The 19,925-nt window shown below is 35.6% G+C and carries 22 protein-coding genes; 9 read left to right on the top strand and 13 right to left on the bottom strand.

Going from position 1 to position 19,925, the window contains the following annotated elements:
* Window positions 1-2: 2 nt before the first annotated feature.
* The 9 genes from scpA to DNG35_RS06090 form a co-directional block, all read right to left on the bottom strand.
* Complete coding sequence (gene scpA / locus DNG35_RS06130) at window positions 3-2,084, bottom strand: methylmalonyl-CoA mutase (protein WP_111126967.1); 2,082 nt, start codon at window positions 2,082-2,084, stop codon at window positions 3-5.
* A complete protein-coding gene (locus DNG35_RS06125) occupies window positions 2,077-3,426 on the bottom strand; it encodes a methylmalonyl-CoA mutase subunit beta (protein WP_111126965.1) in 1,350 nt (449 codons plus the stop codon). Before DNG35_RS06125 ends, scpA begins: the two co-directional genes overlap by 8 nt.
* A gap of 3 nt (window positions 3,427-3,429) precedes the next feature.
* Window positions 3,430-3,753 (bottom strand): septum formation initiator family protein, encoded by a 324-nt coding sequence (locus tag DNG35_RS06120; RefSeq protein WP_111126963.1) that lies wholly within the window; start codon window positions 3,751-3,753, stop codon window positions 3,430-3,432.
* A gap of 18 nt (window positions 3,754-3,771) precedes the next feature.
* Window positions 3,772-4,380 carry a uridine kinase gene (gene udk / locus DNG35_RS06115; protein ID WP_111126961.1) on the bottom strand — a complete coding sequence of 203 codons (609 nt, stop codon included), beginning with the start codon at window positions 4,378-4,380 and terminating at the stop codon, window positions 3,772-3,774.
* Window positions 4,381-4,457: 77 nt separating this feature from the next.
* Window positions 4,458-4,928 (bottom strand): DUF305 domain-containing protein, encoded by a 471-nt coding sequence (locus DNG35_RS06110; RefSeq protein WP_111126959.1) that lies wholly within the window; start codon window positions 4,926-4,928, stop codon window positions 4,458-4,460.
* A gap of 2 nt (window positions 4,929-4,930) precedes the next feature.
* Window positions 4,931-5,662 carry a heavy-metal-associated domain-containing protein gene (locus DNG35_RS06105; protein WP_111126957.1) on the bottom strand — a complete coding sequence of 244 codons (732 nt, stop codon included), beginning with the start codon at window positions 5,660-5,662 and terminating at the stop codon, window positions 4,931-4,933.
* A 58-nt stretch (window positions 5,663-5,720) separates the two neighbouring features.
* Entirely contained in the window at window positions 5,721-6,305 is a 585-nt protein-coding gene (locus tag DNG35_RS06100; protein WP_111126955.1) for an AraC family transcriptional regulator, read from the bottom strand.
* Window positions 6,306-6,317: 12 nt separating this feature from the next.
* Window positions 6,318-6,857, bottom strand: coding sequence for a DUF3347 domain-containing protein (locus tag DNG35_RS06095; protein ID WP_111126953.1), 540 nt, complete (start codon window positions 6,855-6,857; stop codon window positions 6,318-6,320).
* Between the two features lie 20 nt (window positions 6,858-6,877).
* Window positions 6,878-7,519: an alpha/beta hydrolase gene (locus tag DNG35_RS06090; protein ID WP_111126951.1), complete on the bottom strand. Its 642-nt coding sequence runs from the start codon at window positions 7,517-7,519 to the stop codon at window positions 6,878-6,880.
* A 39-nt stretch (window positions 7,520-7,558) separates the two neighbouring features.
* On the opposite strand from DNG35_RS06090, the gene DNG35_RS06085 reads away from it, so the two are divergent.
* The 6 genes from DNG35_RS06085 (at window position 7,559) to DNG35_RS06060 (ending at window position 12,613) form a co-directional block, all read left to right on the top strand.
* Window positions 7,559-7,981, top strand: coding sequence for a PaaI family thioesterase (locus tag DNG35_RS06085; RefSeq protein ID WP_111126949.1), 423 nt, complete (start codon window positions 7,559-7,561; stop codon window positions 7,979-7,981).
* Between the two features lie 3 nt (window positions 7,982-7,984).
* Window positions 7,985-9,106 carry a chorismate-binding protein gene (locus DNG35_RS06080; protein WP_111126947.1) on the top strand — a complete coding sequence of 374 codons (1,122 nt, stop codon included), beginning with the start codon at window positions 7,985-7,987 and terminating at the stop codon, window positions 9,104-9,106.
* A gap of 51 nt (window positions 9,107-9,157) precedes the next feature.
* Window positions 9,158-10,888, top strand: a complete 1,731-nt coding sequence (menD, locus tag DNG35_RS06075) for a 2-succinyl-5-enolpyruvyl-6-hydroxy-3-cyclohexene-1-carboxylic-acid synthase (RefSeq protein ID WP_111126945.1) — start codon at window positions 9,158-9,160, stop codon at window positions 10,886-10,888.
* An 89-nt stretch (window positions 10,889-10,977) separates the two neighbouring features.
* Window positions 10,978-11,316, top strand: coding sequence for a DUF2853 family protein (locus DNG35_RS06070; RefSeq protein WP_111126943.1), 339 nt, complete (start codon window positions 10,978-10,980; stop codon window positions 11,314-11,316).
* A 79-nt stretch (window positions 11,317-11,395) separates the two neighbouring features.
* Complete coding sequence (locus tag DNG35_RS06065; protein WP_111126941.1) at window positions 11,396-12,232, top strand: S1 RNA-binding domain-containing protein; 837 nt, start codon at window positions 11,396-11,398, stop codon at window positions 12,230-12,232.
* A 3-nt stretch (window positions 12,233-12,235) separates the two neighbouring features.
* Complete coding sequence (locus DNG35_RS06060) at window positions 12,236-12,613, top strand: group III truncated hemoglobin (protein WP_111126939.1); 378 nt, start codon at window positions 12,236-12,238, stop codon at window positions 12,611-12,613.
* On the opposite strand, the gene DNG35_RS06055 is transcribed toward DNG35_RS06060, so the two are convergent.
* The 3 genes from DNG35_RS06055 to DNG35_RS06045 form a co-directional block, all read right to left on the bottom strand.
* Window positions 12,610-13,566, bottom strand: coding sequence for a DUF4421 family protein (locus DNG35_RS06055; RefSeq protein ID WP_158524876.1), 957 nt, complete (start codon window positions 13,564-13,566; stop codon window positions 12,610-12,612). The two genes, DNG35_RS06060 and DNG35_RS06055, sit on opposite strands and share 4 nt — an antisense overlap.
* A 49-nt stretch (window positions 13,567-13,615) precedes the next feature.
* Window positions 13,616-14,098 (bottom strand): hypothetical protein, encoded by a 483-nt coding sequence (locus DNG35_RS06050; protein WP_111126935.1) that lies wholly within the window; start codon window positions 14,096-14,098, stop codon window positions 13,616-13,618.
* Between the two features lie 65 nt (window positions 14,099-14,163).
* Window positions 14,164-14,766: a hypothetical protein gene (locus DNG35_RS06045; protein ID WP_111126933.1), complete on the bottom strand. Its 603-nt coding sequence runs from the start codon at window positions 14,764-14,766 to the stop codon at window positions 14,164-14,166.
* A gap of 95 nt (window positions 14,767-14,861) precedes the next feature.
* Here DNG35_RS06045 and DNG35_RS06040 point away from each other — a divergent pair, with 95 nt between their 5' ends.
* From DNG35_RS06040 to DNG35_RS06030, 3 genes are read left to right on the top strand one after another with little or no spacing between them, the layout of a single operon-like run.
* Window positions 14,862-15,701 (top strand): 1,4-dihydroxy-2-naphthoyl-CoA synthase, encoded by an 840-nt coding sequence (locus tag DNG35_RS06040; RefSeq protein WP_111126931.1) that lies wholly within the window; start codon window positions 14,862-14,864, stop codon window positions 15,699-15,701.
* A complete protein-coding gene (locus tag DNG35_RS06035; protein ID WP_111126929.1) occupies window positions 15,689-16,228 on the top strand; it encodes a PH domain-containing protein in 540 nt (179 codons plus the stop codon). Before DNG35_RS06040 ends, DNG35_RS06035 begins: the two co-directional genes overlap by 13 nt.
* Window positions 16,221-17,741: a PH domain-containing protein gene (locus DNG35_RS06030; protein ID WP_111126927.1), complete on the top strand. Its 1,521-nt coding sequence runs from the start codon at window positions 16,221-16,223 to the stop codon at window positions 17,739-17,741. Before DNG35_RS06035 ends, DNG35_RS06030 begins: the two co-directional genes overlap by 8 nt.
* 159 nt (window positions 17,742-17,900) lie before the next feature.
* On the opposite strand, the gene uvrB is transcribed toward DNG35_RS06030, so the two are convergent.
* The gene (uvrB, locus tag DNG35_RS06025) at window positions 17,901-19,907 is read right to left on the bottom strand and encodes an excinuclease ABC subunit UvrB (RefSeq protein ID WP_111126925.1); all 2,007 of its coding nucleotides are present in this window, start codon (window positions 19,905-19,907) and stop codon (window positions 17,901-17,903) included.
* Between the last annotated feature and the right edge of the window lie 18 nt (window positions 19,908-19,925).

Below are 19,925 nucleotides of genomic sequence, written 5' to 3'. Positions count from 1 at the left end.
TTTTAATCAATCAAAATCTCTAAAATCTGAATGGCCGCTTCACTGATTTTAGTGCCAGGTCCAAAAACAGCAACCGCTCCTGCATCAAACAAGTACTCATAATCTGCCGACGGGATAACTCCACCTACAATCACCATAATATCTTCGCGACCGTACTTTTTAAGTTCTTCAATCACTTGCGGAACCAAAGTTTTATGTCCTGCTGCTAAAGAGGAAACTCCTAAAATATGCACGTCATTTTCTACCGCTTGTTTGGCGGCTTCTTCTGGGGTTTGGAAAAGCGGACCAATATCGACATCAAAACCAACATCGGCATAACCTGTCGCCACTACTTTTGCACCACGATCGTGACCGTCTTGTCCCATTTTGGCAATCATAATTCTTGGTCGACGACCTTCTTTTTCGGCAAATTCGTTTGCTAAGGCTTTTGCCTTTTCAAACGATGGATCTTGGTTTAATTCTCTGCTATACACGCCACTAAATGATTTGATTTGTGCTTTATACCTGCCATAAACTTTCTCTAATGCATCGCTGATTTCGCCCAACGTTGCTCTTTCTCTTGCGGCATTTACTGCTAAAGCTAATAAATTTCCGGATTCTTTTTCAGCAGCTTGTGTTAATTCCGTCAAAGCTTGATTGACTTTTTCGTTATCTCTTGTGGCTTTGATGTGTTCTAATCGTTCGATTTGTTGTTTTCGTACGGTTTGATTATCTACTTCAAGCGTTACAATCGGATCTTCTTTTTCCAAACGGTATTTATTCACACCTACAATGACATCTCGATTGCTATCGATTTTGGCTTGTTTTTTAGCCGCAGCTTCTTCAATTCTTAGTTTCGGAATTCCTTTTTCGATGGCTTTGGTCATTCCGCCCAATTCTTCGACTTCCTCAATCAATTTCCAAGCTTTTTGCATCATTTCGTCAGTTAGTTTTTCAACGAAATAACTTCCTGCCCAAGGATCGACCGTTTTGGTGATCATGGTTTCGTCTTGTAGATACAATTGTGTATTTCTCGCAATACGAGCCGAAAAATCGGTTGGTAAAGCGATGGCTTCGTCCAAGGCATTGGTATGCAAACTTTGGGTTCCGCCGAAAGCAGCAGCCGTTGCTTCGATAGAAGTTCGTGCCACATTGTTAAACGGATCTTGCTCGGTCAAACTCCAACCACTGGTTTGGCAATGCGTTCGCAATGCCAAGGATTTTTTGTTTTTTGGGTTAAATTGTGTCACAATTTTTGCCCATAACATTCTGGCAGCACGCATCTTGGCAATTTCACGAAAGTGATCCATCCCAATCGCCCAGAAAAATGATAGGCGAGGAGCGAAGGTATCGATGTCCATTCCGGCTTCAATTCCTTTACGGATATATTCGAGTCCGTCGGCAAGCGTATAAGCCAGTTCTATTTCTGGCGTTGCTCCAGCTTCTTGCATGTGGTAACCCGAAATACTGATGCTGTTGAATTTCGGCATATTTTGCGAGGTATACTCAAAAATATCTGAAATGATTTTCATGGAAGGTTTTGGCGGATAGATGTAGGTGTTTCGCACCATAAACTCTTTGAGAATGTCATTTTGAATGGTTCCTGCCAATTGTGCTGGCGTAACGCCTTGTTCTTCTGCAGCGACAATATAAAATGCCATAATGGGTAAAACGGCTCCGTTCATCGTCATGGAAACTGACATTTTATCTAACGGAATCTGATCAAAAAGCACTTTCATATCTTCAACCGAATCGATGGCTACACCTGCCTTACCAACATCACCAACTACTCTTTCGTGGTCGCTGTCATAACCCCGGTGTGTTGCCAAATCGAAAGCAATTGATAAACCTTTTTGACCTGCCGCTAGATTTCTGCGGTAAAAAGCATTGCTTTCTTCGGCAGTCGAAAAACCGGCATATTGGCGGATCGTCCAAGGTCTTTTGACGTACATCGTGCTGTAAGGACCACGTAAATAAGGAGAAATTCCTGCAACGAAATTAAGATGGTCTAAATTTTTGATGTCATCGAAAGAAGATTCTTTCTTAGTTGAAGTAGAAGAATCAATCTTTTTTAGTGTTATTTGGGATATATCTTTTCTACTCATTATTCAATCTATCTTTTTCTATGTTTTCTGCCAAACGCTTTTTAAGAATTGGCTCTAACAATGTTTTTCTTACTTCTTTTTCTAAAAAAGGTGAAACATCTAAGGTTTCTTTTACTTTCTCTTCTTTGTTTAGGTATTTATTGCTACCGACTAAAATCTTTTTTCCGTTTTCGTAGCTTTCTCTTTCTTGCTTTTCTTGCTCTTTTATTTTTCTTTGAATCGTACCCTCTTTGAGCTGTGTTAGAAATCCGCCTGATTTTTCGATTTCCTTAAATAAAGACCACGCTTTTTCTGAAAGTTGATCGATAATTTCTTCGATGTAGTAACTTCCGTCGGCTACGTTGCCCAATTCGTTAAAATAACTTTCGCTTTTCAATACCAACAACTGATTTCTCGAAATACGACTTCCGAACTCGTTAGGATGATGAAAAATTCCGTCGTAAGACATATTGGCAACAAAATCACTTCCGCCGATAATCGCACTCATACATTCTGTGGTGGTGCGAAGCATATTTACATTGTAATCATAAACGGTTTTGTTGCGATGGCTAGGAGTAGAGTAGACGCTTATTTTTTCTTCGAAACCATATGCCGAAGAAAGTGTTGCAATTAAATTTCTCAGAGCTTTTATTTTTGCAACTTCAAAGAAATAATTGCTTCCTACAGCATTAATAACGACAATCTCATTGGGTTTGATTTTTTGGTTTTTGCAGTGATTGTAGTACTCATTAACTTGTCCGAGAGAATAGGCTAATTGCTGAACCATATTGGCGCCTGCGTTTTGAAAAAGGTCTAAATGTATGGCCAGACTTACGTTGGGTTTCTGGATCAATTCATTCAGAAGATCATGATCTTTTTGTAAATTTTCATACCAATTTCCGGTTTCGGCTAGATTTCCGATAATGTCGACGCCAAGGTTGATGTTTTTATTTTTCGCTAAGGCAATTATAGTGTCGATATCGCTTTTCGCGAAAGCTTTTAGCTCAACAAAAACCGATGTGTGATGGAAGTCTATTTTCTCTAAAAGTTCTATACACTTACTCGAATCTTGACATTCTAGCCAAATAGCTTCACTGCCTTTTTGGAGTGAATTTTCGATTAAACCTTGCAACTCATTTTTTCCATCAATCACAAATTTTTCGGTCACTTTCCAACTTTCTGGGTGATAAGAAGTGGTGAAACCAGATCTATCGTCTTGATGATAGAAAGGTTTGATATGAATGCCTTCTGGGGTTTGGGTAATTAGACTCTCGTAGTTTTCGCCTTTTAAATCGACTTGTATTTTTTGTTTCCATTCTTTGGCAGAAACTGGAGGGAAATCTTTCATCAAATGCTTGCTCATAAATCACTTTTTTGTTTGGCTGCTGTCAAATTCGATAATATATACATCTTCGTTTTCTCGTTTCATATAATACTTTTCACGAGCATATTTTTCGAGTTTATTGCTATCGTTTAAGCTTTCTAAAACTTGTTGGTCTCTTTTTATCTCAGTGCGATAATATTTTTTGTTGTTCTCCAATTCGTTTATTTCTTGGTCGAGTTCATTGTGTACCAACCAAGAATTACTGTCTAAAAACAACATCCACACGCCAAAAACAAGCAATACCAAAATATATTTATTGGTAAAAAACTTAAACCATTTATTGTTTCTGACTTTCTTGAGATTCATAGCCACGAAGATACTAAATTAGTGTAAACGTTGCTCAATAATCGACTTGACCATTTTTATAGCCGTGTTGTTGTACCGGTTATTTGGGATAATGATATCGGCAAACTCTTTGGTGGGTTCGATAAATTGCTGATGCATGGGTTTGAGCGTATTTTGGTAGCGATCAAGTACTTCGTTCAGATCACGGCCGCGCTCGTTAATATCGCGTTTGAGTCTTCTGATCAGACGTTCGTCACTATCGGCATGGATGAAAATTTTGATGTCACATAAATCCCGTAATTCTGCGTTGTTGAAAATAAGTATCCCTTCTACCAACATTACTTTTTTTGGGGGTGTGGTGATAAATTCGCCTGTGCGGTTGTGTTCTACAAACGAATATATAGGTTGCTGTACGGCGTTTCCTTTTTTGAGTTCACGTAAGTGTTCTACCAATAATTTAAAATCTATCGATTGCGGATGGTCAAAATTAATTTTGGCGCGCTCATCGTAATTTAAATTGCTCGTGTCTTTATAATAAGAATCTTGCGAAATTAAAGCCACGTCTTCGTGTTGTAACTCATCGATTAGCGTATTGACAACCGTTGTTTTTCCGCAACCTGTTCCGCCAGCAATTCCTATGATTAGCATAAACTTATTTTTGTTGTTTACAAAAATAATATTTTATGGAAAGGACTTTGATAAAAGATCGATTTTTTAAAGTTTTTCTATCTTTTTTTCTCTAAACGTTTGATCATTTCTTTCATTTGTTTGATTTCTTTTTCTTGTGCTACAATAATTTCTTCTGCTAGTTTTTTCACTTCCGGATCTTGAATATCAGCATAAGTACTCGTTAATATTGCTGAAGAATGGTGGGGAATCATAGCTTTCATCCATTGAATATCTTTGATAGGTTTCTGAGCTCTTAAACCAAATAAACATAAAACAAACACCGCTATTGATGAAATTATAATAGCTATGTTTTTAGTTTTGTTATGATACATTTTTCGCATAAAAAATAACATAGATAATGCCATTGGAGCAACCATTAAAAACGTCATGTAAGTTCGAGTAGTACTAAGGTAAATATGATTAAATTCAAATACATTTAAAAACATAATACTGTACATCATTAAAAATGAAACTAAAAGCATCAGAAAAAATGTGTTGTAGGGAGTTGAGTGATTTGAATTTTTCATTTTTATATATTTAATAGCATTAATATTCCCATGAGGATCATGATGGCGTTTTCGATAAAAGTGGCTTCGGTCATGGGCAAATTAAGTGCTGTTCCTAGACAAGCACATTTAATCGATTTTTTGTCGAGTAAGGTTTTGGTCACGCCGTAAGTAGTAATTCCTAGAATGATAATGGTGATGATTAAAGCGATTTTGATTTCAAAACGCATCAAAAACATTATTCCGAGAACGGTTTCGATAAAAGGGTATATTTTCCCGTAAATCGGGAGTCTTTTTGCCAACGGATCATACATCATAAATGATTGTGGAAAACCTTGTAAATCGAGCATTTTAAAAAAACTAAACACCACAAAGAATAATCCCATAAAATCGAGCATAAAGCCTTGCCAATTCCAATTTTCAAAATGCAGTAAAACGGAAGCTGTGGCAATATAAAATAAGATAATCAATAAAGGCTTGAGTTGTTGTAATTTGCTTTTTTCTTCCTTTTGATTTCCTACAGATTCAAAAATATTATTTTCAGGGTTTTCTTCTTTTTTGGTAATGGTATATTTTTCGGGTAAAGCTTGTTGGAGTTCAGCTATCATCACATGTTTGGTCATGGTGATTTCTGCTTCACTTCTTTCTAAATTTACCTCTACTTGCGTGATGTTTTCTATGGCTTCAAGATGTTTTGTCACCGATGCTTTGCAGCCCTGACAAGTCATTCCGGTGATTTTATAAGTATGTTTCATTGTTTTGTTCTTTCTTCAAAAGTAAGATTTCAAAACTTGAAACACTTGTTATTAGCTGCTAATTTGTTTTGATTTTTTGTGTTTCGCTTCCTAAAAAATGACGCTCGTTGGTAAAATTATTTTTAAACTGAGTAGGCGTAAAACCTGTAAGTTTCTTAAAAGAAGTAGAGAAATTGGCGTTAGAAGAATAACCTAAATGATAAGCAATTTCGCTGATGTTTTTGTGTTGGTTTTGAAGTAATTCTTTAGCTTTTTCGATGCGAACTCGCTGGTAATATTGTTGAATACTCTCGCCTTCAACTTCTGAAAAAAGGTGTGAAAGGTAGGTATAATTGTAAGAAAGGTCTTTGAGCAACTCATCAAAAGTTCCGAAACTTGGGTTTTCACTCTCAAACTGTTTGACGATAATACTCTTTATCTGATTCACCAGACTTTCTTTTGGGTTTTCGATGAGTAGAAAACCTACTTTCTCGAGCTCGGGTTGAAGTTTGCTTTTCTGTTTGTTGGTAAGTTCTTTTTTGAGTTTAACCCAACCCAATTCTACCTTATGAAAGCCTATATCCAGTTTTTGTAAAATATGCTCGACACTCATCACACAACGAGGGCAAACCATATTTTTGACTTGGATTTGAGGAGTTGGCATAAAAAATAAAACTTACTTCGTAATCTCAGCTTGCACCGAACCACATTTTAGCATTTTTTTACCAAAATATGGGTTAAGGATTTGCTTTTCTTCAGACAACCAAAAAGCGCCCGTGTCGTTAAACGCCATCGGACAATATTGTTTGTAAACCGTTCCGTTGGTGATGTTCTCCTCCACAAACTTGAGCATCTGCTGACTCAAAACATAAAAGGCGTCTCTTTGCTTTTCGATATCTTCTGTACCCGCAATGGTATTAATGGTTGCCAACATTTCGCTATCGGTCACACGTTTTTGCATCACTTGGGCAATTTTCATTGCATGGTAACCTTTATCACTAACCAATGCATCTTTCATATCAAAATATAAAGTGGTGATGTCACTTTGATTTTCGGTAGTAAAAGCTAAACCTTTTTCAGTTTCAAGATCACTTTTTTGCTCTTCTTGTTTCTGTTCTTCTTGCGTTTGTTCCTCTTTTTTGGTTTCTTCTTTACAAGAAATTAAAGCTAAACTTATGGCAAAAAATAGGGTGAAAATAGAGATAGTTCGTTTCATATGATTTTTATTTTAAAGTACTAAATTAAACTAATTTCTTTGATTAGTTCTGTATTCACGATGTGTTTTCCTTCAAAGGGAATTATTTCTAACTTTTCCCCGAATAAAGCTTCCGCGAAAGCAGTTTCTAGTTTAATTCTTTCGGAAGTTAAATATTCATCTTTGGTGCCATAAACCAAATAGACTTTTCCGGTGATATGCTCAAAATCTTCAGATTTTAGCTCTTTAGGAATACTGCCTGAGTGAATAATCAGTTTGTCGAAATCTATTTTTCGAGAAGCGATCCAACGAGTGATGACCGAAACTCCTTGTGAGTAACCTAAAAATAGTCGATTACAGTGAACTTGCGACAGTTCTTTTTCCCAAATGGCATCCAAATAATTCAGTACATTCTTTGTTTCCTGTTGGGTTTCTTCTTTGGTCAACCAACTAGCGCCAACGTGCTTAAAATCTGTTTTTTGGTAATATTTTGAAGGCGCTTGCGGAGCAACCACATAATTATACTTCTCGTCAAGTTTTTTGAAATACTGTATAAAATACCTGCTCAAATAACCCAACCCATGACACGCCAACCAAGCATTTTTGGTTTCATTGGTCAACGTATTTAGGGTAGAATAGGAGTTGGTGGTTTGGTAGGAAATCTGTTTTTCTGTCGAACTCATAAGCGCTTTTTTGTATTTTTACGTCGTAAATATTTTGCAATGATAACAAGTAAACAACAAACCTTACATAAAATTAATCAGATGTGTGCCAATACACTGATGCAAACCCTTGATATTGAGTTTACAGACTTTGGTGAAAATTTTTTGGAAGCCAAAATGCCTGTTAACGCAAAAGTACATCAACCCGATGGCGTTTTGCATGGCGGAGCCACGGTTGCTCTTGGCGAAAGTGTTGGTAGTGCTGCCAGTATTTTATTTGTCGATCGAGAAAAATATTACGTACGCGGTATCGAGATTTCTGCCAATCATCTTAAAAGTGTAAAATCGGGTTATGTTTTCGCTAAAGCGGAAATGTTACACAACGGAAAAACCACACAACTCTGGAATATTAAAGTGACCGATGAAGAAGAAAATTTAGTTTCGCTTATCAAACTCACTACCATCACTTTGCCCAAAAAGTAAGCTATGAAAGTGAATGATTTTTTCCAGTTGTTGCAACATCAGTTTGAGGCACAACTGCCATTTGTGGCTTATCAAAAACCAGCTCAAAATACCCTAAAAGCCTTGTTTTTACCGAATAATGAGGTAGAGTATGTGAGTGATTTCACTCAAAGCGGATTTGTTTTTGCTCCTTTTAAAAAAGAACAACCACCAGTTTTTTTTGCCACAGAAAAATGTGCTGTTTACGAAACAGAAATTCTAGAACCTTCATCGGTATTAACTTCTGATGTTCAAGTTAAAAATCAAGAAGAAAACAAGACGCATCATATCAAGATAGTAGAAAAAGCTGTGGAAGCCATTAAAAGCACTGATTTAAAAAAAGTAGTGCTTTCTAAAGTGTTTGAAGCAGCAACAAAGATTGATGTTTTTAAGACTTTTCAAAATCTTTTAGCAAGTTACCCAACCGCTTTTACCTATGTATGGTATCACCCAAAAATTGGACTTTGGATGGGAGCTACTCCAGAAGTTTTGTTGAGTACGCATAACCAAGCTTTTAAAACGATGGCTTTGGCAGGTACTCAGGTTTTTAGTGAAAATATAGCTTGGTCGGTAAAAGAAATAGAAGAACAAGCTATTGTAACCGATTTTATTTTCGATCGGTTAAACGACACAAAAGGTATAGAAAACCTTACCAAAAGTGAAACTAAAAATCATCGTGCAGGAAATATAGTGCATTTAAAAACCGATATTTCAGGAAATTTCAAACCAGAAAGTTTAACGGAAATTCTGTCTAACTTACATCCAACTCCTGCTGTGGGCGGACTTCCGCAATTACAAGCCTGTGATTATATCATAGCAAATGAAAATTATCAAAGAGCGTTTTATACGGGTTTTTTGGGAGAAATCAATCAGCGTATTGAATCTAATCACAAACAAAGGCGAAAAAATGTAGAACTTTCGGTTTATAAAACTAAAAGTATACAAACCCATCTTTTTGTAAACTTACGCTGTATGCAGGTTTTCGATGATTGTGTAAAAATTTATGTGGGCGGAGGAATCACTGCAGATTCTAATCCTGAGAAAGAGTGGGAGGAAATCTGCCGAAAGTCAGAAACCATGTTAAAAATCATTCAAGAAAAAGCATAGTACCTCAAAGTTTGATAAATAACTTTATTTTTGTGTGATAAATCTCATTTTATGCAATTATCTCGCATTCCGTTAGCGCAATCTATTGTTTTGTTGTGTGTCTCTAAAGGCATCAAACATGTGGTGATTTCGCCCGGATCTCGCAATGCTCCACTGATTATAAGTTTTTCAAATCATCCTAAAATAAAAGCATACAGTATTGTAGATGAGCGGTGTGCAGCTTTTTACGCTTTGGGAATTGCCCAACAAACCAACGAGCCTGTGGCGGTAGTTTGTACTTCAGGAAGTGCGTTGCTCAATTATTACCCCGCTGTCGCGGAAGCTTTTTATAGCGATATTCCATTAGTAGTAATTTCTGCCGATAGGCCTGTAGAGCGTATTGATATTGGTGATGGACAAACCATACGGCAGAAAAATGTGTATCAAAATCATATTTTGTACTCGGCTAATTTGTATTCAGAATTGACGTTAGATACTTTTCCAGACAATCAAAAGTTGCAGCAAAAATTTTATGAAGCCAAAAAGCATAACGAACGCGAAATCAATTTAGCTTTAAATACAGCTATCGAGCAAAAAGGGCCGGTGCATATCAATGTTCCGTTTTACGAACCATTGTATGAAACTATAGACAAGCCAACGGTCGAGCCTTTAGAAATTCAACCGATAAGAGAGCCAAAGATTATAAGTAAAGAGAGTTTGTCTGCTTTCGCAAAAGCTTGGAATAAGGCAACGAAAAAGTTGGTTTTGGTAGGAGTGAATCAACCCAATGCAATCGAACAGCACTATTTGGATGTACTAGCCGAAGATGCATCGGTTTTGGTCATGTGCGAGACCACTTCAAACATTCATCACAAAAATTTTATTACCCGTATCGATAAGCTTATTGCACCCATAGAAGTAAGCAAAAGTACCGATGAGGAGTTTAAAAAGCTTCAACCCGAAATTTTAGTCACTTTTGGCGGCATGGTGATTTCTAAAAAAATAAAAGCCTTTTTGAGAAAATACCAACCCGAGCAGCATTGGCATGTCGACAATAAAAAAGCTTTGAATACCTATTTCTGTCTCAACAAACATTTTGATGTTTCCCCCAATGAGTTTTTTGGTAAGTTTTTACCTCAAATTAAAAATGTAAAAAGCAATTATCAACACTATTGGTTGGAAGCTAAAAAATCACGAGATAAGCATCACAAAAGTTATATGAGTGATTTGCCTTTTTGTGACCTGAAAGCATTTGAGGTGATTTTAAAATTGATTCCGAAAAGTCACATCATTCATTTTTCAAACAGTAGTATTATTCGCTATGCACAGTTGTTTAAATTCACTAAAAATCAGTTTGTATATTGCAATCGTGGCACCAGCGGAATTGATGGAAGCACAAGCACAGCTATTGGTCACTCTATAGTTTCTAAAAAAAATAACTTGCTGATTACTGGTGACTTAAGTTTTCTGTATGACAGTAATGCTTTATGGTTCAACAACGTTCCCAAATCTTTTAGGATCATCATTTTAAACAATCAAGGTGGCGGAATTTTTAGAATTTTGCCAGGAGCAAAAGACACTAAAAATTTTGATCAGTTTTTAGAAACACAACACAATTTTACAGCTGAACATTTGGCAAAAATGTACCACTTCGATTACGCTTCCGCGGAAAGCGAAAAAACGCTTAGCAAACAACTCAACGACTTTTTTAGTGCTTCTGAGCAACCAAAAATATTAGAGGTTTTCACTCCGAGAGAGAATAACGATACCTATCTTAAGAATTATTTTAAGTTTATTTTATAATTTTTTTAAAAGAGTATTTATATATTTAGAAACTCAACATTTAAGATGAAAATCTTATTGAAAACACTAACTCTAAAACATACATAATTATGAGTAAACTAGATGAAAAAGTAGAGAGCTACATGGCTCATTTTAAAGAGATTGGCGTAAAAGCTGATGAAGAATTAGTAAGAAAAGTAGCTAAAGGTCTCGGCCCTTCTATTTATAAAGACGATGCTTCTACAGTTTCAGGTACAGATTCTAAAGAGCTTGCAACGGTAAAGAATAACTTTTTAATAAAGAAATTAGGTCTTAAAGATAGTGCAGATTTAGATAAAGCTATCGATAAAGTGATTGACCAATACGGAAAATCTCGAAGAAATAAATACAGAGTTGTGGTTTACTATTTATTGGTAAAACACTTTAAAAAAGAAAGTGTTTATAAATAAGAAACACTTTTTTTGAGATACTTAAAGCACCACAATTTTGTGGTGTTTTTTTATGCTATATTTGCAAAAAATAAAGATTATGCTTGCCATTGGTGAATTTCATACCTTAGAGATTGACAGAGATACCGCTCCAGGATTATTTTTAAAAGATAATGTAGGAAACGAAGTTTTGTTACCCAACAAATACAAGCCAGAAAGCTTTGAAATAGGTGACGAAATTAAAGTTTTTGTTTATCTCGATCACGAAGAAAGACCTGTTGCAACAACTTTAAACCCGTATGTACATTTAGATGATTTTGCTTTTTTAAAGTGTGTGGAAGTCTCCAAAATTGGGGCTTTTCTCGATTGGGGTCTCGAAAAACATTTGTTTGTTCCTTTTAAAGAGCAAGCTTACCCGATGAAAAAAGAGGAGTGGTACTTGGTGTTTTGTTACCTCGACGAAGAAACCAATCGTTTGGTGGCTTCTAGCAAGGTAAATCATTTTCTCGATAATTCAGAAATTACAGTTGAGCCCTATGAGGAAGTAGAGCTGATTGTGACCAACAAAACCGATTTGGGCTTTAATGTGATTGTAAATAAATTACATCAAGGCTTGATTTACCACGATGAGATTTTCCAGGACTTAAAAACAGGAGACCAGTTAACAGGTTGGGTAAAAAAAACACGAAAGGACAATAAGATAGATATCACTTTACAACGTCCGGGTTATCGCTCTATCGAGCCAAACACCGAAACTATTTTGAACGAATTGGTGCTAAATGACGGGTTTTTACCTTTACATGACAAGTCTTCTCCAGAAGAAATAAAAGATATCTTACAAATGAGTAAAAAGAGCTTTAAAAAAGCAGTGGGAACTTTGTATAAAAAGAAGAAAATAGATATCAAACCCAACGGAATTGAGCTGAGAAAAAAATAGGTTTTGGAAAAGCGATTGCTCGAAAATAAAGACGATATCATTTTCTTGGTAGATGAATTTTACAAACAAGTGCTTACCGACGAAAAAATAGGTTATATATTTACGGAAGTAGCACAATTAGATGTAAAAAAACATATGCCCATTATGTATAATTTTTGGGAATCGGCCTTGTTTGGAGCAGTAAGTTATAAGGGAAACCCGATGATCAAACACATTGAACTGCACCAAAAATCCTTATTATCTTCAGCGCATTTTGAAAGATGGCTAAAACTTTGGGAAAACACAGTAAACTTTCACTTTCGTGGAGAAAAAGCCGAAGAGGCTATCTATAAAGCCAAACAAATCGCTGCCTTAATGCAGCTTAAAATTGGTCAACTTTAGAATCGAGCAAAAAAGTCTTTCACATCATCATTTACTTTTACCACTGGTTTAGGCGCATTAAAACGATAACCTACAAAAAACGAGATCATTTTTACGGTATCACTCACATCTACATTTACCGCAGATTGATGTTTTTGTACAGTACCGCTAGTTAGAAACCCTGCAAAGAAATCATCGGTATTGTAACCTGCCGCGAGACTGAGAAAACTACGTGTGAGTAACGAAGAGTGGTTTTCCTCTCCATCAAAAGTTTTGGTAAAACCCAGGCCAACGCCAATTCCTCCCGAAACTAAAAAATGTTCTTTAAACACAAAATTATAGTAATACGAAGGCGTTAGCGCAATGTTTAAAAAACCAGCATCATTACTATAGGTGATGTTGTCTATTCCGTCGAGCGTGGTGTAATAATAAGAAAGCGTAGGGATAAAACTTCCTGCATTTTCCAGTTGTCTTTGGTTTTGAAAACGCATCGCATTGTACGAAAAACGAGGATTAAATTTAAAAGATGTGCTCCCGCCAACCTTCATGCTGCTTAAATCGTCTTGATAATAAGGGGCTAAATTTCTTGGTCTTACGGTCATTCCGTCTTGGTAGATAAATTCTAGATGCTGAATCCAAGGTCCTAAAAATAAATCGGTACTGAAAGTAAAAAGGCTAGAACCATCATTATCTTTGTTTTCGGCTAAAAACCGTGGCGAATAACCAATACTAAAAGCCAAAATATCGTAATGCGCTCCAATTCCGAGAATTGTTTTTTTGTTCGGAACCAACTCAACATGCAAATCCTCTTCTTCAAAATAAAGCTTAAAATCGTTTGAAGTGTTAATGGTAAAAAGCTTTGTTGTGAGTTTATCGGGATAAGCTTGATAAGGTATGCTATTATTTATCGAATCTGTCTGCGTAAAACCAGTTGAAGAAACTATAAAAAGAACCAAGAAAAAAAATCTATTCATAAAATTTAGGGGCATTTCATTTAAAATGAAAAAACAAACTTTTTATTGTCTAACGATAGTAATAATAACCATTTCGAGGGTAAAGACCGAAATAAATTGGGCGCTCTTGACTCTGGAAAACTTCATTTTTGATTCCGCCATCACGCGTTCTTCTTCCGTAAAAATTTAAATCGTCGTGGGTTCGTCGGTTAAAGTTATCCTGTATATTCACACTAAAATCTACTTTTTTAGGATTTTTATTATCCTCTGCTAACGAGTATTGATAGGAATTTTGGGCATCAGCCATTCTTTTTTCCTCGGCATAAAGTCCGATATCTATTTTCTGAAATTGTGAAAATTGGTAAAAGTTCACTTCGGGTAAACCGAACAAGTACTGCTTTTTTTCCTGATTGTAAAAGAAATTATTAATGGTATTGATCTGATTTCCTTCAAAGGTTCTAAAGTTGCTTTCAAAAGAAAAGTCATCCAGTTTTTGTGCTTTGGCGAAAGCAAAACAACAGAAGGTAAAAAATAAACCCCAAATTTTTTTCATAGCTAGAATTTATCAAAAATGATGCAAAACTTGGTAAATGTATAAAATTTATACGATTGAATTTATTATTTAAATTCTGTTTTAGAATTCTTATCTCCGTTTACGATTACATTTTTAATAACAGTTCTTTCAATGTTTATATCATTAAAGCTTTCATTGAAATTAAATCTATAAGTCAGAGTGAAAAGGCACTTACAAGAACATTGAAAGCCAAATGAATGGTAAATAATATTTAGAGTTTGATCGTTTAATTCAGCCTCACAAAGAAAATTTGAACAACAATTTTCTAAAGTTCTAAATCTAATTGTAAAAGAATCTTCTTCAGTAATTATATTTTCTATTTTTTTCTCTAATGAATATTTCGCTATTGCGTCAGCAGATTCATCACATTTGGAAACTTCTATTAAGTCAAGAATATAACCACTTTCCCATTTTAAGGTGTGAAGTTTTTTACTGTTACTAAATACTTGATTGCCTTTAGGTTCAATTATTTTTGAAGTTAATTTAGCACGTGTTATGGTATCAGGTTTTTCAATATTTTCTATAGATAAGTTTTTATTTGAAGTTTTTGCTTGCTTTTTATTTTTATTACAGTTTATAAAGAAAAGCATAATAATAATTAAGAATATAGTTTTATGTTTCAAATAGAATTCTAACGATTTTTTCATTTAATTAAAGTTGTAATCAACCTCCATAAATATAAAGAATTAAAAGCAAAAATCTTAAATTTGGGACTTTATAAAATGTAAATAGAAATTAAGATATGACTAAAATAAATTGGCAAACTGCCAAAGAATACGAAGATATTACCTATAAAAAATGTGATGGTGTAGCCAGAATTGCTTTTAACCGACCAGATGTTCGTAATGCTTTTCGTCCCAATACCACTTCAGAATTGTTAGATGCTTTTCACGATGCGCAAGAAGACACTTCGATAGGAGTGGTTTTGCTTTCTGCCGAAGGACCGTCTTCTAAAGACGGCGTTTATAGTTTTTGTAGCGGAGGTGATCAAAAAGCACGAGGCCATCAAGGTTATGTAGGTGATGATGGGTACCATCGCTTAAATATTCTCGATGTACAACGCCTCATTCGTTTTATGCCTAAAGTAGTGATTTGTGTGGTTCCGGGTTGGGCTGTTGGTGGCGGTCACAGTTTACACGTAGTTTGCGATATGACATTAGCAAGTAAAGAACACGCTATTTTTAAACAAACCGATGCCGATGTGACGAGTTTTGACGGAGGTTATGGCTCGGCGTATCTTGCCAAAATGGTAGGGCAGAAAAAAGCGCGTGAAATTTTCTTTTTGGGCCGCAATTATTCTGCTCAAGAAGCTTTTGAAATGGGAATGGTGAATGCTGTTGTTCCGCATGACGAATTAGAAGATACAGCTTACCAATGGGCACAAGAAGTATTGGCAAAGAGTCCAACCTCTATCAAAATGCTCAAGTTTGCCATGAACCTTACCGACGACGGAATGGTAGGCCAGCAAGTTTTTGCGGGTGAAGCTACCAGATTAGCTTATATGACAGATGAAGCCAAAGAAGGTCGCAATGCATTTTTAGAAAAGAGAAAACCAAATTTTGACAAAAAATGGCTTCCTTAATCGACAAAAATTTTTCTAATGAATCACTTTCGCTGAAAAGTTTACCTGATTTTCAGGATGTCTCATTAGAAAAAGTCCAACCTAAACTTTTTATGAAAAGTCTCATCAGTTTTCTCATAACAATGATGACTTTTTCTTCGGTATTTTTAATTCTCTATTTTACAGAAGTTTTAGGTTTTAACATTGCTTTTAGCATTATCGCGGGAATTGTCTTGCTTCATTTGGTCTTTGTTCTATTATCAAAAGCTTACGTCAAGCGATATGCTTATCAAGTGCGGGAAAAGGATATTATTTTCAAGCGTGGTTTGTTATATGGAAAGGTAACGATTATTCCGTATAATCGCATCCAGCATGTCACTATTGTGGAAAGTTTTTTAGATAAGAAATTCAATTTATCGCAACTTAGAATATTTACCGCCGGAGGTTCGTCAAGTGATATCAATATTCCTGGCTTAGAACCCGCAGTTTCACAAAAAATAAAAGCAACCATCATAGGAAAAATACAAGACGAAAATCTCGATGAATAATCCGTTTTCTATTCCGCAAAGACAAGCTATAGAAGCCATTGGTATCTATTGGGTAAAGTCTATTTATCACTTTATAAGAGCTTTTATTGCGGTAGTGGTTTATAGTGCGTTGAGTAGTAAAATGGACAAAATCATAGATTATTTAGGTTATGGTGCCATTGCGATTCTTGTGATTTTTCTGATTAACTCCTATTTGCAATACCGAAATTTCTTTTTTTACATTAATGAAAAAGAAAACGAATTTATCCTAAAAAAAGGGGTGCTTTCTAAAAAAGAAATTGCCATTGAATTCGAAAAAATACAACAAGTTTCATTTAAGCGGAATATTTTTCAGCGACTACTCGGAATTTACAGTGTAGTCATCGAGTCGGTTGGGAGTAAAGAAGAGGAAATAGAAATACTCGGACTCAAAAAAGATAAAGCCGAAGCTTTAAAAGCGACTTTGTTTCATCTCATCAAGACAGAAAAACGAGAAAATATAGAAGATGTTTCTGAAGAAATTATAGAAAACACACCAACAGAACCTGATTGGAAACACGAATTGTCAATTCTTGACTTGATAAAATTGGGATTAACGACCAATTATTTTAGAGGTCTTGCCTTAATTTTTGTGTTTTTCAGTTTTGTTTATGACAGTGTGAGTAATTTTGTTGAAGAGATAAACTACCAAGAAAAATTCCGTGAAGTCGCAGGTTCTTTTGGAGATGTTACTTCGCTCATTATTTTTTTTGGCATCATTTTTTTAATTCTATTTTTCGTGAGTATTTTGGTGACTGTTGCTGAAATTGTGATTAAAAACTTTAACTTAAAACTCACAAAAAACAGTAAGCACCTAGAATTAGAAAAAGGCTTATTTGAAAACACCAAGCAGACCATTAAACCCATTAGAGTTCAAGTATTGAGTATGGTGACCAATCCGGTACAGCGAAAGCTGAATTTACATCATTTGCTACTGCAAATTACGAGTAGTGAAGAAAACGATAAAAAAAGTAAGATTTACATTCCGGGTTTACCAAAACTAAAAATAAACGAATTGGCACAAATGTTTGTGAGCCAATCACAAGATTTGTTGGCTGTAAAAATCAAACCCAACAAAAGGTGGTTGCTTAAACGTTTGTTGTTTTTATGTGTTCCGATTGTAATTTTTACAACTGTAAATTATTTTTTTGAAATTGTGAATTGGAGTTTTTTACTCATCATTTACATTCTCTATTTTGGACTCTTATTCTATCTTCAAATTATCGCCTATCACAATTTGAGTTTACATTTTGATGAGCACAAGCTCTACAGAAAGAGCGGTATTTGGGATAAAACCATCACTTTCGTAGATTTGTACAAAGTACAAGCAATTACCGTAACACAGCCCATTTGGTATCAAAAAAGAGATTTATACAATGTTACTTTTCATACTGCTTCAGGAAACATTGGGATGAGCTTATTGCCTAGAAAAGTGATTGAAATGGTGAATTACAACCTCTATAAAATAGAAACTTCACAAAAAAAGTGGATGTAAGTTAATGTTTTTTAGATGTGAGATTTGAGATAAGAGATAAAACTCGTCGTCATGCTGAACTTGTTTCAGCATCCCACCCGAATAATAAATAAAAACCAAAATTGAACTCGTTTACTCACTTACTCGAACACCCGAAAACTTTAACCTCACAACTCACAACTAATCCTGCTTTTCCTTCACTTTTTCCTGTAACATTTTTAGTTCATCACGGTATTGTGCGGCTTTGATGAAATCTAATTCTTTTGCGGCTGCTTCCATCAGTTTTCTTACTTCACGTACCCGTTTTTCTACTTTATCCTTTGAAAGGTAGGTGGCTTCTTCTTCAGCTGCTTTTAGTGATTTTGTTTCGGTGGTATAGCTATTTTCTGCTTTCTTCTTTTCTAAAGCATTACTTAAAGCTTTTTTAAGCGCTTTGGGGGTAATGTTATGTTTTGCATTAAAATCCAACTGTTTTTGTCGGCGGTATTCCGTTTCATCAATCGTCTTTTGCATGCTTTTGGTGATTTTATCAGCATACATAATTGCTTTTCCTTCGAGGTGTCTCGCCGCACGACCAATGGTTTGCGTGAGTGAACGATTACTACGTAAAAATCCTTCTTTATCGGCATCGAGAATAGCTACGAGCGAAACTTCGGGTAAGTCTAATCCTTCACGCAATAAATTTACCCCGACCAAAACATCAAACAAACCTCTGCGTAAGTCTTGCATGATTTCTACACGCTCTAAAGTGTCGATATCGCTGTGAATGTAACGGCTACGTACATCTATTTTGAGTAAATATTTGGTCAACTCTTCAGCCATTCTTTTGGTGAGCGTTGTCACCAAAACACGCTGGTCTTTTTCTACTCGTTTCTGAATTTCTTCTAACAAATCATCAATTTGGTTGAGCGAAGGCCTAACTTCAATCACAGGATCTAATAAACCGGTTGGTCGTATCACTTGTTCGACATACACGCCATCGGTTTTTTGAAGTTCGTAATCGGCAGGCGTAGCACTCACATATACAACTTGATTTTGTAAACTTTCAAACTCTTCAAATTTTAAAGGTCTATTATCCATCGCAGCAGGAAGTCTAAAACCGTATTCTACCAAATTTTCCTTACGGGAACGATCGCCACCATACATTGCACTAACTTGTGGAACGGTCACGTGACTTTCGTCGATAATCATTAAAAAGTCATCGGGAAAATAATCTAACAAACAGAAAGGTCTGGTACCGGGCAATCTTCCGTCAAGGTAACGGGAGTAATTTTCGATACCCGAGCAATAACCTAGTTCTTTGATCATCTCCAAATCAAAATTGGTGCGTTCTTCGAGACGTTTAGCTTCGAGGTGTTTTCCTATTTCTTTGAAATATTCAACCTGTTTTCCTAGATCCAATGCAATTTGATCGATCGCTCGATGAAGCACATCAGGCGAAGTGACAAACATATTGGCGGGATAAATATTCAGTTTTTCATAACGCTCGATGACCTCATTGTTTTGAGCATCAAATGATTCTATTTCTTCTATTTCATCCCCAAAAAAATGTATTCGATAAGGAATATCAGAATAACCTGGAAAAATATCAACCGTATCACCTTTGATTCTAAAATTTCCGTTGATAAAATCGGCTTCAGTTCTGGAGTATAAACTTTGTACAAACTGTTGTAAAAGTTTAGTACGCGTAATCTCTTGTCCGACTTCTATCGAGATAATATTTTTTTGAAACTCTACAGGGTTTCCGATTCCATAAAGGCAACTTACCGAAGCGACGACCAACACATCTCTTCGCCCAGAAAGTAGGGAAGAAGTAGTGCTTAAACGTAGTTTTTCGATTTCGTCATTAATCGATAAATCTTTTTCGATATATGTTCCTGTGGTTGGAATATAGGCTTCGGGTTGGTAATAATCGTAATACGAAACAAAATACTCAATTGCGTTATCCGGAAAAAAAGCTTTGAATTCAGAATACAATTGTGCAGCCAGCGTTTTGTTATGTGCTAAAACCAAGGTTGGTCGTTGTACTTTTTCGACGACGTTAGCCATGGTAAAGGTCTTACCCGAGCCTGTAACACCGAGCAAAGTTTGGTATTTTTCGGTATTATTGATACCAGAAACCAAGGCTTGTATCGCTGCGGGTTGGTCGCCAGTTGGCTGAAAGTCTGATTGAAGTTGAAATTTCAAAGTAAAAAGTTTTAAACT

The sequence above is a fragment of the Mesonia sp. K7 genome, assembly GCF_003233725.1.
Taxonomy (GTDB): Bacteria; Bacteroidota; Bacteroidia; order Flavobacteriales; family Flavobacteriaceae; genus Mesonia.
The sequence above is the reverse complement of the archived record's forward strand: the minus strand, read 5'-3'. Positions and strand labels throughout refer to the sequence as shown.

Bases quoted from the DNA above. Each gene is read 5' to 3' on its own strand.
- DNG35_RS06090 (WP_111126951.1), bottom strand. From the start codon at position 7,519: ATGAGTTCGACAGAAAAACAGATTTCCTACCAAACCACCAACTCCTAT.
- DNG35_RS06105 (WP_111126957.1), bottom strand. From the start codon at position 5,662: ATGAAACATACTTATAAAATCACCGGAATGACTTGTCAGGGCTGCAAA.
- scpA (WP_111126967.1), bottom strand. From the start codon at position 2,084: ATGAGTAGAAAAGATATATCCCAAATAACACTAAAAAAGATTGATTCT.
- DNG35_RS06100 (WP_111126955.1), bottom strand. From the start codon at position 6,305: ATGCCAACTCCTCAAATCCAAGTCAAAAATATGGTTTGCCCTCGTTGT.
- DNG35_RS06110 (WP_111126959.1), bottom strand. From the start codon at position 4,928: ATGAAAAATTCAAATCACTCAACTCCCTACAACACATTTTTTCTGATG.
- DNG35_RS06035 (WP_111126929.1), top strand. From the start codon at position 15,689: ATGGCTTCCTTAATCGACAAAAATTTTTCTAATGAATCACTTTCGCTG.
- DNG35_RS06080 (WP_111126947.1), top strand. From the start codon at position 7,985: ATGAAAGTGAATGATTTTTTCCAGTTGTTGCAACATCAGTTTGAGGCA.
- DNG35_RS06095 (WP_111126953.1), bottom strand. From the start codon at position 6,857: ATGAAACGAACTATCTCTATTTTCACCCTATTTTTTGCCATAAGTTTA.
- DNG35_RS06085 (WP_111126949.1), top strand. From the start codon at position 7,559: ATGATAACAAGTAAACAACAAACCTTACATAAAATTAATCAGATGTGT.
- DNG35_RS06055 (WP_158524876.1), bottom strand. From the start codon at position 13,566: ATGAATAGATTTTTTTTCTTGGTTCTTTTTATAGTTTCTTCAACTGGT.
- DNG35_RS06030 (WP_111126927.1), top strand. From the start codon at position 16,221: ATGAATAATCCGTTTTCTATTCCGCAAAGACAAGCTATAGAAGCCATT.
- DNG35_RS06045 (WP_111126933.1), bottom strand. From the start codon at position 14,766: ATGAAAAAATCGTTAGAATTCTATTTGAAACATAAAACTATATTCTTA.
- udk (WP_111126961.1), bottom strand. From the start codon at position 4,380: ATGCTAATCATAGGAATTGCTGGCGGAACAGGTTGCGGAAAAACAACG.
- DNG35_RS06065 (WP_111126941.1), top strand. From the start codon at position 11,396: ATGCTTGCCATTGGTGAATTTCATACCTTAGAGATTGACAGAGATACC.
- menD (WP_111126945.1), top strand. From the start codon at position 9,158: ATGCAATTATCTCGCATTCCGTTAGCGCAATCTATTGTTTTGTTGTGT.
- DNG35_RS06125 (WP_111126965.1), bottom strand. From the start codon at position 3,426: ATGAGCAAGCATTTGATGAAAGATTTCCCTCCAGTTTCTGCCAAAGAA.
- DNG35_RS06040 (WP_111126931.1), top strand. From the start codon at position 14,862: ATGACTAAAATAAATTGGCAAACTGCCAAAGAATACGAAGATATTACC.
- DNG35_RS06120 (WP_111126963.1), bottom strand. From the start codon at position 3,753: ATGAATCTCAAGAAAGTCAGAAACAATAAATGGTTTAAGTTTTTTACC.
- DNG35_RS06070 (WP_111126943.1), top strand. From the start codon at position 10,978: ATGAGTAAACTAGATGAAAAAGTAGAGAGCTACATGGCTCATTTTAAA.
- DNG35_RS06050 (WP_111126935.1), bottom strand. From the start codon at position 14,098: ATGAAAAAAATTTGGGGTTTATTTTTTACCTTCTGTTGTTTTGCTTTC.